13 protein-coding genes are annotated in these 15,732 nt (G+C 58.4%); 10 read left to right on the top strand and 3 right to left on the bottom strand.

The window, feature by feature from the left end; genetic code table 11:
* Positions 1-105: 105 nt before the first annotated feature.
* Positions 106-630 (bottom strand): G/U mismatch-specific DNA glycosylase, encoded by a 525-nt coding sequence (mug, locus tag ACWGZX_RS02675; RefSeq protein ID WP_452627183.1) that lies wholly within the window; start codon positions 628-630, stop codon positions 106-108.
* Positions 631-638: 8 nt separating this feature from the next.
* Positions 639-1,262 (bottom strand): TetR/AcrR family transcriptional regulator, encoded by a 624-nt coding sequence (locus ACWGZX_RS02670; RefSeq protein WP_452627182.1) that lies wholly within the window; start codon positions 1,260-1,262, stop codon positions 639-641.
* A 227-nt stretch (positions 1,263-1,489) separates the two neighbouring features.
* Here ACWGZX_RS02670 and ACWGZX_RS02665 point away from each other — a divergent pair, with 227 nt between their 5' ends.
* From ACWGZX_RS02665 to ACWGZX_RS02645, 5 genes are all read left to right on the top strand, one after another.
* The gene (locus tag ACWGZX_RS02665; protein ID WP_452627181.1) at positions 1,490-2,626 is read left to right on the top strand and encodes an HlyD family secretion protein; all 1,137 of its coding nucleotides are present in this window, start codon (positions 1,490-1,492) and stop codon (positions 2,624-2,626) included.
* A complete protein-coding gene (locus tag ACWGZX_RS02660; protein WP_452627180.1) occupies positions 2,626-4,104 on the top strand; it encodes a DHA2 family efflux MFS transporter permease subunit in 1,479 nt (492 codons plus the stop codon). Before ACWGZX_RS02665 ends, ACWGZX_RS02660 begins: the two co-directional genes overlap by 1 nt.
* A 19-nt stretch (positions 4,105-4,123) precedes the next feature.
* Positions 4,124-5,590, top strand: coding sequence for an efflux transporter outer membrane subunit (locus ACWGZX_RS02655; protein ID WP_452627179.1), 1,467 nt, complete (start codon positions 4,124-4,126; stop codon positions 5,588-5,590).
* A 31-nt stretch (positions 5,591-5,621) separates the two neighbouring features.
* On the top strand, positions 5,622-6,572 hold the full coding sequence (locus ACWGZX_RS02650) for an aldo/keto reductase (protein ID WP_452627178.1): 951 nt from the start codon (positions 5,622-5,624) through the stop codon (positions 6,570-6,572).
* A gap of 76 nt (positions 6,573-6,648) precedes the next feature.
* Complete coding sequence (locus tag ACWGZX_RS02645) at positions 6,649-7,587, top strand: LysR family transcriptional regulator (protein WP_452628956.1); 939 nt, start codon at positions 6,649-6,651, stop codon at positions 7,585-7,587.
* 51 nt (positions 7,588-7,638) lie between these two features.
* Here the strand turns inward: ACWGZX_RS02645 and ACWGZX_RS02640 are convergent, their stop codons facing one another.
* Positions 7,639-7,911 (bottom strand): DUF2790 domain-containing protein, encoded by a 273-nt coding sequence (locus ACWGZX_RS02640; protein WP_452627177.1) that lies wholly within the window; start codon positions 7,909-7,911, stop codon positions 7,639-7,641.
* A gap of 244 nt (positions 7,912-8,155) precedes the next feature.
* On the opposite strand from ACWGZX_RS02640, the gene ACWGZX_RS02635 reads away from it, so the two are divergent.
* The 5 genes from ACWGZX_RS02635 (at position 8,156) to ACWGZX_RS02615 (ending at position 15,730) form a co-directional block, all read left to right on the top strand.
* Complete coding sequence (locus ACWGZX_RS02635; protein ID WP_452627176.1) at positions 8,156-9,178, top strand: helix-turn-helix transcriptional regulator; 1,023 nt, start codon at positions 8,156-8,158, stop codon at positions 9,176-9,178.
* Between the two features lie 282 nt (positions 9,179-9,460).
* Positions 9,461-11,554 carry a type VI secretion system tip protein TssI/VgrG gene (tssI, locus tag ACWGZX_RS02630; protein ID WP_452627175.1) on the top strand — a complete coding sequence of 698 codons (2,094 nt, stop codon included), beginning with the start codon at positions 9,461-9,463 and terminating at the stop codon, positions 11,552-11,554.
* Entirely contained in the window at positions 11,551-12,117 is a 567-nt protein-coding gene (locus ACWGZX_RS02625; protein WP_452627174.1) for a DUF4123 domain-containing protein, read from the top strand. Before tssI ends, ACWGZX_RS02625 begins: the two co-directional genes overlap by 4 nt.
* Positions 12,114-14,807: a toxin VasX gene (locus tag ACWGZX_RS02620; protein WP_452627173.1), complete on the top strand. Its 2,694-nt coding sequence runs from the start codon at positions 12,114-12,116 to the stop codon at positions 14,805-14,807. Before ACWGZX_RS02625 ends, ACWGZX_RS02620 begins: the two co-directional genes overlap by 4 nt.
* Positions 14,798-15,730 (top strand): hypothetical protein, encoded by a 933-nt coding sequence (locus ACWGZX_RS02615; protein ID WP_452627172.1) that lies wholly within the window; start codon positions 14,798-14,800, stop codon positions 15,728-15,730. The genes ACWGZX_RS02620 and ACWGZX_RS02615 overlap by 10 nt, the downstream gene beginning before the upstream one ends.
* Positions 15,731-15,732 lie beyond the last annotated feature (2 nt).

Genomic DNA, 15,732 nt, shown 5'->3' with positions numbered 1-15,732 from the left:
TGCGTGAATAGTGTGGGCCAGTCTGAAATAGCTGTTGCAGACGCTCTTCAGAAAAACCCAAACCCTGCCGGAGCGAGCATCGTGCGCAAGAAGCTGATCCTTAGCTTAGCCTACTGTCGATTTGTGCAAGTTTTGATGGAGTTGGCGATACGCGCTCACCAGTTGATCAAGCGTGAATGCAAGATTTCGCCCGCTCGGGTTGGGCAAGACCCATACCTTGGCGTTGCCGAAGGTGTCGGGTTGAAGCCCCCAGGCAATATCTCGCTGGCCGGATAACGCGCAGTACGCGGCTTTGCCGAGAAACGCTACGAAGTGGGGTGCGTAGTGCAGGATCTTTTGTTCAAAGTCCGCAGCGGCGGCGATGAACTCGTGCAACGACAGCTGATCTGCGCGCGCCGTGGGCCGGTCGACCACGGCGGTCAAACCACAGCGGTACTGCAAAATCGTCCGGTCGTTTTCCGGGCGCACTTGCTCGGGCGTAAACCCGGCGAGATGGAGGGTGCGCCAGAAGCGATTGCCCCGGCCCGCAAAGTGATGCCCTTGGGCGGCGGCCGTCATGCCCGGATTGATCCCGCAGAAAATCACGTCGAGCTGATCGGCCAGTATGTCTTCAAGTCCTTCACCTGCCATACCGCCTCTCAACCGCAGATAACGTTGACCGCGTTGCGGGCCAGTTCGGTCAGTTCCTCTCGGGATTTGCCTGCCCGTGCCCGGATCGAAATGCTGTGCAGCAGGGAGGAGGCGAGCACCGCGAGGGCTGCCGGGTCGACGTCGTCTTTGAGTTCGCCAGCAGTAATGGCCGTTCGCAGACGCGCTTCGAGATCGGCGTCGAGTCGACTGAGACGGTCCGACAGGACCTCACGGATTTCCACATCCTCGACGGCTTCAGTGGTTGCCGTGCCGATCGCAAAACAGCCACGGGGTTGGCCGTCTCCCGAAAAATAGATCGATAACTGCCCCTCATAGAAACGCATCAACGCCTCGCTCAAGGTCAGCTGGGTGTCGGTCAGCGCCTCATGCATGTCGGCAGCGGCGAATTCCCAATACTGCTCAAGCGCCTTGATATAGAGCGCGTGTTTGTCACCGAACGCGGCATACAGGCTCGGGCGATTCATGCCCGCTGCCGTGGCGATGCTGTCCAGCGACGCGGCGGAATAGCCGGTACTCCAAAACACCCCAAGCGCTTGCTGCAGCGCGGTCTGTGGGTCATAGGCGCGGGGGCGTCCGCGGCCTTTTCCTTGCGTAATCTTATTTTGTGCCATGGCGTACAAAATCCTTGTGCGAAGGTGGGTCGAGGCATATTCTTACACCATCGCACAAAATTAAGGAATCAGAAGTTCCTGAATTTGAAGTTTGTTGTAGCGGAGCTCGAACTGGGTATAGCGGCGACGAAACAGGGTGCGGCGGAGCGATCCTTCTGACTGCGCACGGTATGGCTGTTTTTTATGGGTATTAGCCCCTGACTTCCCGGTTAAAGGTGTTTTCGATCATGACTAAACAGTTCGATATTCCAGCTTCACAAACCTTTGAGCACCCAGGGACGAACCCGACCGGCACGCCCAGCAAAAAAAACCTTAAAGAGACCGTGCGGCCATTGCTGATGGTGGGTGTACCGACGCTCTTCGCAGCGGTTGGGTACGCACACTATGTCGCCGGTGAGCCTTACATCTCGACCGATAACGCCTACGCCAGAGTGGCTCAGGCATCGATCAATGCACGCACGTCGGGCCAAGTCATCGAAATCGCAGTCGAGGACAACCAGTCGGTTCGCAAGGGCCAGGTGTTGTTCCGCATCGATCCCAAACCGTTGCAGATCGCCGTTGACCGCGCGCAAGCCCAGCTGAGCGTCGCGCGGCTGCGTATCGATGGGCTCAAGGCCAGCTACCGGCAGCAACAGGCTGAACTGCAATCGGCCAAAGAGTCGGCTGATTTCGATCAAAAGGAATTTGGCCGCAAGAAGGCGCTGGTCGCTTCCGAGTTCGTGTCGAAGTCGATTTATGAGCGCGCCGACACCGACCTGAAAGTGTCACGCCAACGAATAGCCTCCATCGAACAACAGATCGCCAGCACGGTGGTTGCCTTGAGCGGCAATCCGAACATCGACGTCGACAGCCACCCGGCCGTTCGTGAGGCCAAGGCGCAGCTTGATGAAGCGCAGCTCTACCTCTCGTACGCCACGGTGTATGCGCCGGACGATGGCATCGTCGCCAAGGTCGATGATTTGCAGGTAGGCAATTTTGTGAACAACGGCGCACCGGCCTTTGCGCTGCTGTCCGATCGCCAGGTGTGGGTAGAAGCCAACTTCCGCGAAACGGAGGTGACGCACATGCACCCGGGTCAGGCCGCGACCATTCACCTCGATACCTACCCTGATCACGAATTCAAAGCCCACGTGGTCAGCATGAGTCCCGGTGCCGGATCGGACTTCGCCTTGCTGCCGCCGGAAAACGCCACCGGCAACTGGGTCAAGGTTGTGCAACGGGTGCCCGTGCGCCTCGAACTCGATGAGCTCGACCCGCAGATGCCGCTCTATTCGGGGATCAGCGCCACGGTCAAGGTCGATACCGGGCACCGCACGCCATGGTGGCATCCGCTCAAAGCGCTGATGACCGCAGGAGCCTTCTGATGAACACCAACCTTGCTGGGCCTGCGGGCTCATTAAGGTTTGCCGCATTGCTCGCGACTTATATGCAATCGGCGAACCTGCCTTTGCCCAATGCCGTCCTCCGTTTGATCCAGGGCAGTATGTCGATGACCGACGACCAGGCCGGATGGATCTTCACCGCGTACCTCGCGGCCAGTGCGATCACGATGCCGATTGCGCAATGGCTGGCCGGGCGTTACGGCTTGAAGCGGGTCTATCAAACCGCGCTGGCCGTGTTCGTCCTGGGCCTGGTGCTCGCCACCCTGGCATCGACGCCGCTGGAGTTTATCGGTGCGCGCATTATCCAGGGCCTGGCGAGTGGCGTGCTGGCGCCGCTGTCGATGGCGATTGCCCTGGAAACGTTGCCACTGGAGAAACGCGCGAAGTTCGGCGCGACGTGGACGGCCATCGTGCTCCTGGGCATCGTCAGCGGCCCGAGCATCGGCGGCTGGGTCGCCGAGCATTTCGGCTGGCGCCCGATCTTCTACATCAGCCTGCCGCTGTCGGCGTACATCTTCCTGGTGATCGCACTGTTGCTGACCGAGAAGAAGGCCGAGAAACGTCCAGCGTTCGACTTCTTTGGTTTCGGCACTTTCACGCTGGGGCTGATCAGCCTGCAAATGATGCTCGATCGCGGTGAACGCCTGGACTGGTTTGCCTCGACCGAAATCTGGCTGGAAGCGATCGGCTGTGCACTTGGGCTGTACCTGTTCGTGGTGCATGTGTTGACCGCGAAGGTGCATTTCCTCAACAAGCGTTTGTTCAACGACCGCAACTTCGTGCTATCGACGGTGATCTTCTTCGCGGTGGGTTTCGTGTTGCTGTCGACCATGGCGCTGACGTCGCCGATGCTCGATGAAATCCTCGGCTACCCGCCTGACACCACCGGTTCGCTGACCATACCGCGCGGTATAGGACTGGTCGGTGCGTTTCTGTTGATGGGCCGTGTTCCGGAGCGTTTCGACCGTCGGCTGTTCGTGGCGACGGGCGTGGCCATCGTGGTGTATGCCAACTGGCTGATGCTCGGCTATTCGCCGCTGATGGACTGGTCGCCGGTGGCAGTGGCTGGCGCAATTCAGGGCATCGGCATCGGCATGTTGATGCCGTCGCTGACCAAGGTCGCGTTCAGCACGCTCGACCCGACGCTGCGCCCGGAAGGCACCGGTCTTTTCAATCTGTCGCGTGTGTACGGCAGCACCCTCGGCGTTGCGATCGTGCAGTTGTATTTCTTCAACAACACCCACGCCATGCACATGGCGCTGGCCAGTAACCTGACGCCCTATGGCGCGGCGGCGCATTCGGCGGCGACGTCCCTGCAAGCCATGGCGGGGCTCAACGAAATGATCACCGGCCAGGCGGCGTTTATCGGTGTGGTCGGCCAATTCAAGATTTTGATGTTCGCGATGCTGGTGGTCAGCCCACTGGTGATCTTTCTTCGCAAGCCCGTTGCGACCAACTAGTTTTCGTGGAGTTTGCCTGATGAAATCCAATGCGCGCTTCCTCAACAGACAGCTGTTCAACACCACGTTCGGTGCGGTGTCGGTGCTTTTGTTCCTGGCCGCTTGTACGGTCGGCCCCGATTACCAAATGCCTGCACCCAGCCAGTCGCAGCACTACGATCAGCAAGCCGAGCAGCGTCTTGGCCAGCGCATCGACCTTGGCAAGAAGGTCAATGGCGATTGGTGGACTGCGTTTCGTTCGCCCAAGCTCGACAACATTGTGCGCCGAGCAATCGATGGCAATCTGGAGCTCGTCGCTGCCGATGCCACGATCCGCCAAGCGGCGTCCTCCGTCGCGGCGGCGCAGGGGGCGCTGTATCCGCAAGTCGATTTTGCCGCTCAGGCCGGCCGAGTGCGTACGCACAACAGTCGTGCCCCCGTCGTTTCCAACTTCTATGCCATCGGGCCACGCGTCGGCTTCGACCTGGACGTATTCGGCGGTAACAAGCGCCAGGTCGAACAACAGGAAGCGCTGACGGCCTTTCAGACACATCGCTACGAAGCGGCGTACCTGACCCTGACGGGGAATGTCGCCAGCCAGGCGTTGTTGATGGCCTCGGCGAACGCACAGATGCACGCCGTGGAAAAACTGCTGGCCATTGACACCAAGAACCTCGAACTGGTGCGCATGGCGCACCTCAATGGCAGCACCACGCAGATCGATGTATCGCTGGCCGAAACCCGGCTTGCGCAGGACCGCACGCTGTTGCCGCCCCTCGCTCAGCAGCGTGATTCGGCACGGCATGCGCTGTCGATCCTGACGGGCAAAGGCCCGGCTGACTGGATCGCGCCGGACTTCGACCTGAGTGAATTTGCGTTGCCGGCCAATGTCCCCGTCAGTCTGCCTTCGGAAATGGCCCACACCCGGCCGGACGTGCTGCAAGCCGAGGCGCAACTGCACATGGCCAGCGCCGCCGTCGGAGTCGCAACCGCCAACCTCTATCCGCATGTGGAGCTTTCTGCGTTTCTCGCACAGTCGGCGGCAGGCAACGGCGGCGCCGCGCTCTGGGGCTTCGCCGTCGGGGTGGCGGGGCCGATCTTCAACGGCGGAACCCTCAAGGCTGAACGCCAGGCTGCGGTCGATGGTTACAACGCATCGCTCGCTGACTACCAGCAGACCGTCATTACATCGTTCGGTCAGGTCGCTGACACGCTGCAAGCCATCAACCATGACGCCGAAGAAAACCTCGCCCAGGAAGACGCATTGCGCGCCGCCGACAGCAGTTTTCGCTTGAACCAGCAAGCGTACGCCCAAGGGGAGAACAGCATTCTCCAGGTGCTGGAAGCGGAGCGCGCCTATGAACAGGCGTTGTTGGGGCAGATCAGGGTGAAGACCGCGCAGTACCTCGACACCGTTCAGCTGTTTGTCGCCCTCGGCGGCAATTCCGTCGGCGTGTTTGAGCAACGAGTGGCCAGTCGCGAAGAATCCAAACGTTCATATCAGTAAAGGCTGCGGCCTCAGAGAGTGGAGTAAAGACATGACCTACGAAGCCTTTCACGATGAACTTCGCGAGACAAAATTTGCGCTGAACCACGGCTCGGCCGAGATGCCGGCCGTTGGCTTTGGCACGTTATTCCGCGACCTCAGCGTCACGACCCAAGCAGTCACACAGGCGCTAGAAACAGGTTTTCGCCATTTCGATTGTGCCGAGCGTTATCGCAACGAAGAGGCGGTGGGCGTGGCGCTCAAGGCCTTCCTCGACACGGGCAAGGCCGGGCGCGAGGACTTGTTCATTACCACCAAACTGTGGAACACCAACCATCGCCCGGAGCGGGTGTTGCCGGCCTTCGAGGCCAGTTGCCGCCGACTTCAGGTGGATTACATTGATTGCTACCTGATCCATACGCCGTTTGCCTTTCAACCCGGCGATGACCAGGAACCAAGAGACCCGTTCGGCCATATGATTTACGACTCGGGCGTGACCTTGCTCGAGACATGGCGGGCGCTTGAACAGCTGGTGGATGAAGGGCGCTGCAAGTCCATCGGCTTGTCGGATATCACCTTGGAGGCGTTGCGGGCGATTGTTGAAGTGGCGCGGATAAAACCTGCCGTGGTGCAGGTGGAATCCCACCCTTATCTGCCGGAATGGGAACTGCTGGAGTTCTGCAAACAGCATGGGATCATCGTCCTCGCCTTTGCACCCCTCGGCCATGGCATGCAGCCTGCGGTGCTGGAAGATCCGGTGCTTACCGGCATCGCGAAACACGTGCAGAGAACCCCGGCGCAAGTCGCCTTGGCCTGGTCGGTGCAGCGTGGTGTGGCGTTTCTGACCACGTCTGCAACACTGAGCCATATTCAGGAAAACTTTGACATTGCCACGCTGCCGCACCGGGCGATGCTTGAGATCAAGGAGGACATCACGACCCGAGTGCGCTTCAACTCGGTGGTGGAAACCGGTATCCCGGGCTTTATCCCGGGCAAAAGGTAACCCATGCTAGCGCGGCGGCCTGATCTCAGGCCGCCGCTTTTTTTTGATGGGTCAATTGTGCGCTGAGGCAAAACCGATGGACGTTTTCCAAACCATGCGTTGTTTCATCGCGGTGGCCCAGAGCGGCAGCTTCACGGCCGCAGCGGTGATGCTGGACACCTCGACCACCAACATTTCCAAAGCGGTTTCCAGCCTGGAGGCACGGCTGCAAACGCGCCTGATCAACCGCACGACCCGGCGCCTGGCCCTGACCGAAGCGGGCCTGCGCTATTTGCAACGCTGCGAGAAGATCATTGAGGAGATGCGTGAAGCCGACGAGGAAGCCGGGACCGCTCAAACCAGGCCCGTGGGCCGGCTGAAAATTCATGCGATGTCAGCCGTTGGCAATCACTACGTGATCAACGCCATCGCCCGGTACAGAGAGACGCATCCTTCGGTCATGTTTGATTTGACCCTGACCAATCGGCTGCCGGACTTGCTGGAAGAAGGCTATGACATGTCGATTGTGTTGGCGCGGGATTTACCCGATTCAGGCTTCGTCGCCCAGCGGCTCGGCGTTACCTACAGCATTCTCTGCGCCTCACCGGCATACCTGAAGAAACGCGGCGTTCCCGACGCGCCAGGTGCACTGGGCGCACATGATTGCCTGAGGATTGTGAACACCGTGATGCCGGCAGAAAACTGGATATTTGAAGGGCCTGAAGGCGTGGAGACGGTGAACACACCGTTGTCGCCGTTTCACGTCAATACCGCCGATGCGATGACGGTCGCGATCAGCAACGGAATGGGCATCGGCATTCAACCGATTGCGTCTGCCGTGGACGGTTTGAGAGCGGGGAGGTTGGTGCGGGTGTTGCCTGAGTATCATTTTGAAGAGCTGAATGTCTTTGCCATCTATCCATCACGCAAGTTCGTCGATGCGAAAATCAAGACCTGGGTGGATTTTCTCAAGGATTACATTCCGGTCTTGCTGGCCTGCGATGAAAAGATCGTGAGCTCAACGAAAAACAGATAATCGCCAGTGCCGCCGGTATGGAGTGTCGACCCTCCATCGTCTGCACGTTGCTCAACCGTTCGAACACCCGGTCCCCATGACTTGATACTCAAGGACGTGTTGCTGACCGTGAGAGTCTTCATACGTCATTTGCGCCGACACCGGACCGCACTGGTCGCCCACGTCTGTCACGCTGATAACGCGTTTGATGTCGAGGTGGGTGTCGTAGGTATAGGTTTCAACCGGGGTCTTGGCGGTTGCGGCCGTTGAGCTGTTATCGTCGGCGAAGGCTGGTGCACCGACACTGGCGAATGCCAGCAGGATCACGATATTCGAAAGTTTCATGGTGTTCACCGTATCGTTTGAGGATGGCTGGGCGACCGGTTTGATCGTCCGTTTTTCACCTTGTGAGTTCGTGCTGAATGCTCACGGGGTAGGGACGATGCTAGGGGGTAGTCCTTGCCTCAAACAGCGGCCAGAAGGACAAACACTGTTGCCGGTTTGTGCATGAATACGGGGCTTGTGGACGCCATCACTGACCTTGTGGCATGGTCGAAAAAAATGCCACGCAGCCAACAGGATCAAATTGATGGAGGAGGGTAATGAGGTCGGCGCCACACCGTCGATGGCGATGCTCAAGGCATTCAATCATTGCGTATTGCACCTCGGGCGACTGGCTCGGGAGCGCGGTGCCTCGCAATTCATCGAAGACGGGCTGCAAGCCTTTCGCCCACTGGTGCCGTTTGCTTCGGCGTGGTGGGGAGAGATGTCCACGTCGGACGCCCATGCGGCGCCGAAAAGCTGGATGCACGGGCGCATCGATCTGCCCGAATCGTTTGCCGCTGAATGGCACAAGAGCGCGGGCAGCGACAAATTCTCCCATGACACCTTGAGCCAACCGGGCGCCGTGGTGCGCGACAGCGGCTTCACCGATCCCCATGAAGAGGTCGACGCATTCGCTCGCCGTCACGACCTCTACCACCCGATGTGCATCACCTTCGAGTTGCCCGAAAGCGGTTTGATGTTCTTTGTCTGCCTCTATCGCGGTGAACAGGCACCGGCATTCAACGACAGTGAGGCCGCTTTGTTTTCCGCGTTCTGCGACCACCTGTTGCAGCTGTGGCGATTCCAGGTGCAAGACATGATCCGAATCGACACCGGTAACGGTGCCAGCGACTTCGGGGTTGCGCGCATGGACGGCACGCTGCTGTACGTGGGCGCCAGCCTGTGCGCGGCGATCCAGCGCGAAGTGCCGGGGTGGAGCGGGTCGATACTGCCGACGCAGGTGATCGGTCAGTTGGAAAAAGCGCCGTGCGTCATACGCCTGGGACGCTGTGCGCTGACCCTCAGCCCGAATGCCAGGCACGTCATTTTGTCCCTTGAAACCCAGTCGCGTGGGGTCGTGCTGGCGCCACGGGAGCGGACGGCGGCGATGTTGTTTGCCGCGGGTCACTCCTATAAGGAAATTGCCAAAATTCTGGGCTTGAGCCCCGCGACCGTGCGCACCTATCTACGCAACTGCTATTTGCAGCTGGGGGTGAAGAGCAAGGTTGAGTTGGGTTCTGTTCTGCGTTCACCGAACTCGCTGGCGGATGTGACGCGCCTCAACTAAGTGTGGGGAGACCCCGATGTATCGGGGGCAACACCTCGGCTTATCGATCGCTATTTTGCGGATCGCGCAAACCTACTTTCTGCAACCTCCTCATCTGTTTTACTGCCCCTCTCGTTAGTTGAAGCAATATTTTGAGTTGCGGAAATCTCTTACGCGTTATGCGGAGTTGTCCGGCATCAATTCATTGCCCCCCGTTGGTACCGTGCGCGCCCATTTCGCGTGCACAGACCATGGACGGTTTGGACATCGCGCTTCATTTCCTCTTTGCTTAAGGATAAGCGTATGTTCGGCTCGGCCAACACGGCGCATTTCGCGCTGCACATCCCCACGGTTCGCAACGATTTCAAAGTCCTCGCCTTCGACGGTGTCGAGGCCATCAGCGCCTTGTACGCGATCCAGGTCGAGTTGGTCAGCGAAAACCCGGATGTCGATCTCGAGAGCCTGCTCAGCCAGCCCGCCTTTCTAGAGTTCGGTCATCACGGCGAAGGTCTTCATGGCCGCATCGAAGGCGTGCTCGTCGGTGAGTCCGGCAAACGCCTGACCCGCTATCAACTGACCCTGGTGCCCGCGCTGCACTATCTGCAGTTCAGCTACGACCAACGGATTTTCCAGCACCTGACCGTGCCGCAAATCATTGCTCAGGTGCTCAAAGGTCACGGCATACAGGCCGATGCGTTTACCTTCCATGTCAGTACCAGCCCCGAGCGCGAGTACTGCACGCAGTATGGGGAAAGTGATTACGAGCTGGTCCAGCGCCTGTGCGCCGAAGACGGCATCGCGTGGCATTACCAGCATTCACCGCAAGGCCATGTGCTGGTGTTCACCGACGACCAGACCTGGTTTCCCAAACTGGGCGAAACCGCTTATCAACCAGACTCCGGCATGGTGGCTGACGAACCGGTCGTCAGCCAGTTCTCGATGCGCTTCAGCACCCGCCCCAGCACCACCACGCGCCGGCACTACGACTTCCAACGCCCGAATCTGCTGCTGGAAAACCGCTTCACGGCCGAGTTCACTCCTGAGCTTGAAGACTACCGTTACCGGGCTTTGATCGATAACGAACAGCGCGGCAAACAGCTCGTGCGCCAGGCCCTGGAGCGGCACCGTGCCGATTACCAGTTGATCGAGGGTCGGAGCGATCAGCCGAGCCTGCGCAGTGGGCACTTTTTTGACCTGACCGATCACCCCCGCAAAGCCTGCAACGACTTGTGGCTGTTGCTCAGCGTGACGCACTGCGGAAAACAGCCTCAGTCACTGGAAGAGGCCATCACCAGCGACGTCCAACCCGCAGACGGCTTTACCCAAGGCTATCGCAACCGCTTCAGCGTCCTGCCATGGGACGTGATTTACCGGCCGCCGATGCGCTCACGCAAAACGCTGCTGGTGAGCCAGACCGCCCGCGTCACCGGACCTGCCGGCGAAGAGATCTACTGTGATGAATATGGTCGCGTGAAGGTCGAACTGCCGTGGGACCGGGCCGAACTCAACAGTGAAAAAAGCAGTTGCTGGCTGCGCGTCTCGACGCACTGGGCGGGTCCACATTTCGGCGCGATGACGATTCCGCGTGTCGGCATGGAAGTCGTCGTCACCTTTCTGGACGGCGATCCCGATCATCCGTTCATTACCGGGTGCGCGCCGAACAAGGTCAATGCGGTGCCATACCCCTTGCCCGAAAACAAAACCAAAACCGTCTTGCGCAGCCAAAGCTCCCCGTACAGCGGTGGTTACAACGAACTGTCGCTTGAAGACCGCGCGGGGCAGGAGAAAATCTACCTGCGCGCCCAACGCGACCTCGAACAACTGATCCTCAACGACAGCGATACCAACATTGGTAACGACCGCCGCGAACAGATCACCCGTGACAGCCACAGCCTGATCAGCAACGACCGCTTCGAACAGGTCGACCATCACAGCGCCAGCCTGATCAAGGGCGACGAGTTGCACACCACCGAAGGTTCGCGCAACACCGTGATTGGCGGCAATGAACTGATCACCATCAGCGGCAACAGCAGCACGACGGCAGAAGGCACGCTGGTGATTCAGGCCGGGCCGCACGCGCATATCACTGCTGCCCATGTGGTGATCAAGGGCGATTCGAGCTTGACGATTGAGTGTGGCGGTCAGCACATCGTGATCAACGCCGCCGGGATTTTCAGCAGCGTGGCCATTGTTCAGGGTGGGGCGCCGGTGGCCGGTGTGTCAGCGCTACCAGCGCTGTCAGCGAATCCCCTTGCAGCCGAAGTCTTGGTCATTAACACCCTTCCCAGCGAAACCCTGCTCAAACAAAACATCGTGTTTCGTGAAGCCAGCACGGGGATTTGTCCGGTGTGTGATGCCGCTCAAGAGACTCAGGACGCCGAGGAGGCTCAAGCATGACCGCCGAAACTATGGAAAAGGGCCTGCTTTTACTGGATGGCGCTCAGTATGACGACGCTATCGATTGGCTTGGCGAACACTACGGCCCGGACACTCCCCAATCGCTGTTCAAAGGTACGGCGTACGAACCGATTGCCGGGGCGGGGCCATTTTTACTGAATGCCTCATTGGGTACTGTCGCCTATACCGCGTGGTGGGGCGGTAGGGATTTGCAGCGAGGAGTGTGGTTGGCCACTTCTAAAAGTGCCCAACAACTGCTTCCGGTTCTGCAACGTCGCTTGCGTATTTTTGATCAACAGCAACGGGAGTTCTGGTTACGTCTGGCCGATGGTCCCGCACTGAACCGTGCCTGGATGGCAGGCGCGCAGTGGCCGGCAGGTTTCTGGTGTGGCGTTGATAGCGTCTGGTTACGGCATTCGGATTCGGCGGTGTGCGCTTGGAAAAACGAAAGGGCTGAATACGACTTGGCGCCGGCCAATAACGGGGTGACCGCACAAATCACCCTGCCCGAGGCGCTTTTGCAGGCCCTCAGCCTGCCAGCCTGCATGGAGCACAATACATGAGCACCCCCGATCCCGCGCGCTTCGGAACCTGCCCGATTTTCGCCGCCGTTTTGCCACTTCGATATGCCCTCGGTCCAACAACCGCTGTCGATACCAGTGCCTATGATTTGCCTGCGCTGGAGGGCCACTTTCCCGAACTCGGGCCCCGTCATCCTGACTTGAGCCAACACTCGCTGAATTACACCTGCCGCTTACTGCGCGATGGTTGGTTGTACGTCTGGGAAAGCAACCCGCCCAGGTTGGTGGAGTTTCAGGTCGAGGCGGCTCAGTTCAAGCAAACGGCCCGTGCTGGCAAGGTCATTGATGATCGGGTCAAACCTCACTTGGTGTTGAGAGCGGGCGATCCTGCCGGATTGGTTTGGTCGCCCATTCGTTGGAGTGAGCCGCAGTATCTGGCCACTAAAACGGACACTGCCGTGCGCCAACGCATCATGCGCAGTTTTGTGCCGGGTGTTGCACCGTTCAGCGGAAAGGTCGACACCCAAGCCAAGCAGATTGGCGAATACACCGATGCGACACTGTATGGCTGGAGCGCTCAGCCTGAAACGGAGCACGCGCCCGACTGGTTGAAAGTACGCAAGCAGATGGCGCGCTGCGAACAACAGACTTACGCGGTCATTGATGATGCCTGGGGCGTGCTGCTCGACCTTGCCGCGTTGATGCGTGCTCGCAAGGCTGGGTTTGACAGTTATCAGGAACATCACGCAGAAAAGTGGGCGATGGCCAGTGTCCTCAAGTCACTGAGCGAAGGCGACCGGCAACTGAGTGCACAACTGCCGTCTATCACTCGCTATGACGAACTCCAGCGGGCATGGAAAGATCAAGACATCCAGAATGATCGGTACACCGCCGACACGCGGCGCCTGGCCCAACTCTGGGTGGCGTGGTTCAACACCCTGCAAATCTTCGGTCCGTCGAGCATGGACACGGCTTGCGGTCATTTCGACATTACTCAGGCGATTGCCCGTGAGGCATTGGAACTGCATTTTGCTGAAGCCTGCCTCGGACCGGCCAGCACCAGTGTCGGGGCCGAGGCCATTACCCTCAGTCTGGATGGTGACAGGGCCGGTAAGCCATGGTTGCTTTGGGCGTTGCTTGGGTTGCCGTTACGGCTGGGTGTTGGAGAAATCAAATACCTTGTGGACTTCAGTGATGTGGCCCGCGATAACCAGGCGGCTGTGCAAGATGGCGCCAGCAAACTCGCCAGAGCGTTCGGTTATGCCGATGCGCTGAACAAAACCGCCGACAAACTGAAGCAACACAAGCCTGCATCCAGTCTCGAAGCGCTATTTCTGGCCATCGCCCCCGTCGCGGCGCTGCAATTGCATCAGGCGGACAATGCCACCAGCGCAGTCGGGCGGGTGTACATGGCGGCAGCCCTTGCCCGCAGCGACCAACGCATCCAGACCTCCGGCGTCACACCGCGCCAAATGGGCGAGTGGTTCAGCGATTTGATGGGGACACGCCAGACATTGCCTGCTGCTTTGAACGTTGCACCGGTGGCCAGCGGGGTGGCTGACGGTATCCCCTTCATGCACCTGGTGCCAGCTAGTACCAAGTTGCCACCGTTGCCGGTGAATCTGGCGGCGAATGTTGAGTTGAGCAGTGTGTTTGAGTTGAAAAGTGCGCTGAGTAAGGCGCCGATCAAGTCCATTGTGACGTTGGTGGCGGGGGTGAATTTTGCTTCGTCCGGTAGTGCATTTGTTGATAAGAAAACGGTAAAAAATGGCTTTGCCGCAGTCGGGGCTGCATTTGGAGTTGGTGCGGCAGGCGCAGCTGTGTGGCAGCGAGTCGGTGAAGTTAATTGGGAAATGGCTGTCCGCCAGACCGGGAAATTTTCAGTCTCATCAAGACTAATGTTGATTAAAACTTTGGGGCGCGCAGCGATTACCGCGGGGGCGCAGGTTGCTGTGTTGGCGTTCGACGTTGTGATCTATGGGATAGAAGCCTTTGAGGCGTACCAAAAAGGCGATTTCGACACCATGGCGACGAATTTGGCTATCGCCAGCGCCGAACTGGCCGGCATCGTGCTCTATGTAAAACTTTTCCGGGCTTACCGTGCCGCACAAGTCGCCGTGATGATCGGTAAGGCTGCAGCCATTGCGGGGGGGATGAATGTTGCACCGCATGTGGCCATAAAAATACTTGGCCTCACCTTGGTGATTGTTACCGGGGTTATTGCCCGGCTCTATACAGCAGACTCGCCTCTGGAACAGTGGGTAAAAAACAGCCGTTTTGGGATTAGTCCAGACGACACTTGGTCGAACAGCTACACCCTGTCCATGGAGAAGCTGTACCCCATTTTGTTTCCGATCAGTTTTGATGCTCGCCGGCTGGCGGAAATGCATCCCTACCAAGGACAGGTCACCTCCACCTATCTGATGCTGAAACTGCCGGGTGAAAACGTACCGTTGCCCGACACGATGATTCACTTCAAGGGCATCGAAGTGTGGGGTGATACGCTCGGCTATCACTCGGAGCAAATTAAAAAGGTCGAATGGACGGGCAAAGACTTTGCTCTACATAGTGGCAGTCGCATTCCTGTACCCGTTGGCATCACTCCTTATCGCCGTGTGTACCATGAGAACGGAGTGCGGGACTTGAAGCGTATCGAAGGCGAGTTGATCTATTCCCCACAAGAAGGGCTGACGCTGCCAGCAGTAAAAATCATGGAACGAGCATGGATATGAATATGCCAGAAGCACCACGTTATAGTTCTACGCCCATCGTCGCGCTTGAAGCGAACAAGTCCACTGGCGAACAGCCGATGGAGCTATTTATTACCGATGAACACACCGAGCATTACTTGGCGTTGCAATCAGGAGGTGATTCTTGCCGAGGGCTGATGACGGGTGTGTTGGGCGGTATTGGTGGGGTCGCAGGAATCGGGCTTGGACTTGTCAGTCTTGTACACAGCGGTGAAGTTGAGGGGCTTTTCATAATGCTTTCAATATGTACTCCGCTATTTGTAGTGCCATTTCTATGGGAAACTCTACGACCGCTACCGCTACCTATTCTGTTTAACCGTCGCACCCGCGAAGTATATTTCGATCACGACGGCGAACTGTTCCACACTCCGTGGGAAGGCATCTCTGCCGTAGCCAATGAGTTTCAACTAGTCGGCCCCCACATCGGCGGCATGCAAAGCGCATCGCTGGAAATTCAGGTTTGGAAATTTCAAACCCCGGATACGGCACTGATGGTCAGCCTCGGCTCACCGCTCGGTAAATCATTGGCGATGCAGAAAGGCTTTTGGGAGTACATCCGCTCCTATATGAACAATGGCCCCTGGTTCGACGAGCACGGTAATCACAGTGAGTCGGATACATTTGTAAAAAGCCAACTATCCGTGCGAACCAAAATGAGCGACAGCTTCAAGCAAACACTGGAACGGATAAAACACGCGAAGCAAGAAAGCGGAGGCAAGAATTTTTTACGTGGCATCGATGTACTGGGCTTAGTACTCGATCTTTGCTTCTATCCCACCTGTCGCATTCAAGAACTCACCTACAGCCTCGCCAAACGCCGCTCCCGCAACTTATGGCCGAAAGTTGTCTCTGAACGTCTGAAAGCCGACGGTCCTACCACGCGCCTAGTTGATCTGGAACGCTAAAG

It is taken from the genome of Pseudomonas sp. CLCA07, from assembly GCF_053615335.1.
This window is presented reverse-complemented; position numbering and strand designations above follow the sequence as displayed.

Excerpts from the sequence above, each read along its gene's own strand:
- mug (WP_452627183.1), bottom strand. The coding sequence starts at position 630 with ATGGCAGGTGAAGGACTTGAAGACATACTGGCCGATCAGCTCGACGTG.
- ACWGZX_RS02670 (WP_452627182.1), bottom strand. The coding sequence starts at position 1,262 with ATGGCACAAAATAAGATTACGCAAGGAAAAGGCCGCGGACGCCCCCGC.
- ACWGZX_RS02665 (WP_452627181.1), top strand. The coding sequence starts at position 1,490 with ATGACTAAACAGTTCGATATTCCAGCTTCACAAACCTTTGAGCACCCA.
- ACWGZX_RS02660 (WP_452627180.1), top strand. The coding sequence starts at position 2,626 with ATGAACACCAACCTTGCTGGGCCTGCGGGCTCATTAAGGTTTGCCGCA.
- ACWGZX_RS02655 (WP_452627179.1), top strand. The coding sequence starts at position 4,124 with ATGAAATCCAATGCGCGCTTCCTCAACAGACAGCTGTTCAACACCACG.
- ACWGZX_RS02650 (WP_452627178.1), top strand. The coding sequence starts at position 5,622 with ATGACCTACGAAGCCTTTCACGATGAACTTCGCGAGACAAAATTTGCG.
- ACWGZX_RS02645 (WP_452628956.1), top strand. The coding sequence starts at position 6,649 with ATGGACGTTTTCCAAACCATGCGTTGTTTCATCGCGGTGGCCCAGAGC.
- ACWGZX_RS02640 (WP_452627177.1), bottom strand. The coding sequence starts at position 7,911 with ATGAAACTTTCGAATATCGTGATCCTGCTGGCATTCGCCAGTGTCGGT.
- ACWGZX_RS02635 (WP_452627176.1), top strand. The coding sequence starts at position 8,156 with ATGGAGGAGGGTAATGAGGTCGGCGCCACACCGTCGATGGCGATGCTC.
- tssI (WP_452627175.1), top strand. The coding sequence starts at position 9,461 with ATGTTCGGCTCGGCCAACACGGCGCATTTCGCGCTGCACATCCCCACG.
- ACWGZX_RS02625 (WP_452627174.1), top strand. The coding sequence starts at position 11,551 with ATGACCGCCGAAACTATGGAAAAGGGCCTGCTTTTACTGGATGGCGCT.
- ACWGZX_RS02620 (WP_452627173.1), top strand. The coding sequence starts at position 12,114 with ATGAGCACCCCCGATCCCGCGCGCTTCGGAACCTGCCCGATTTTCGCC.
- ACWGZX_RS02615 (WP_452627172.1), top strand. The coding sequence starts at position 14,798 with ATGGATATGAATATGCCAGAAGCACCACGTTATAGTTCTACGCCCATC.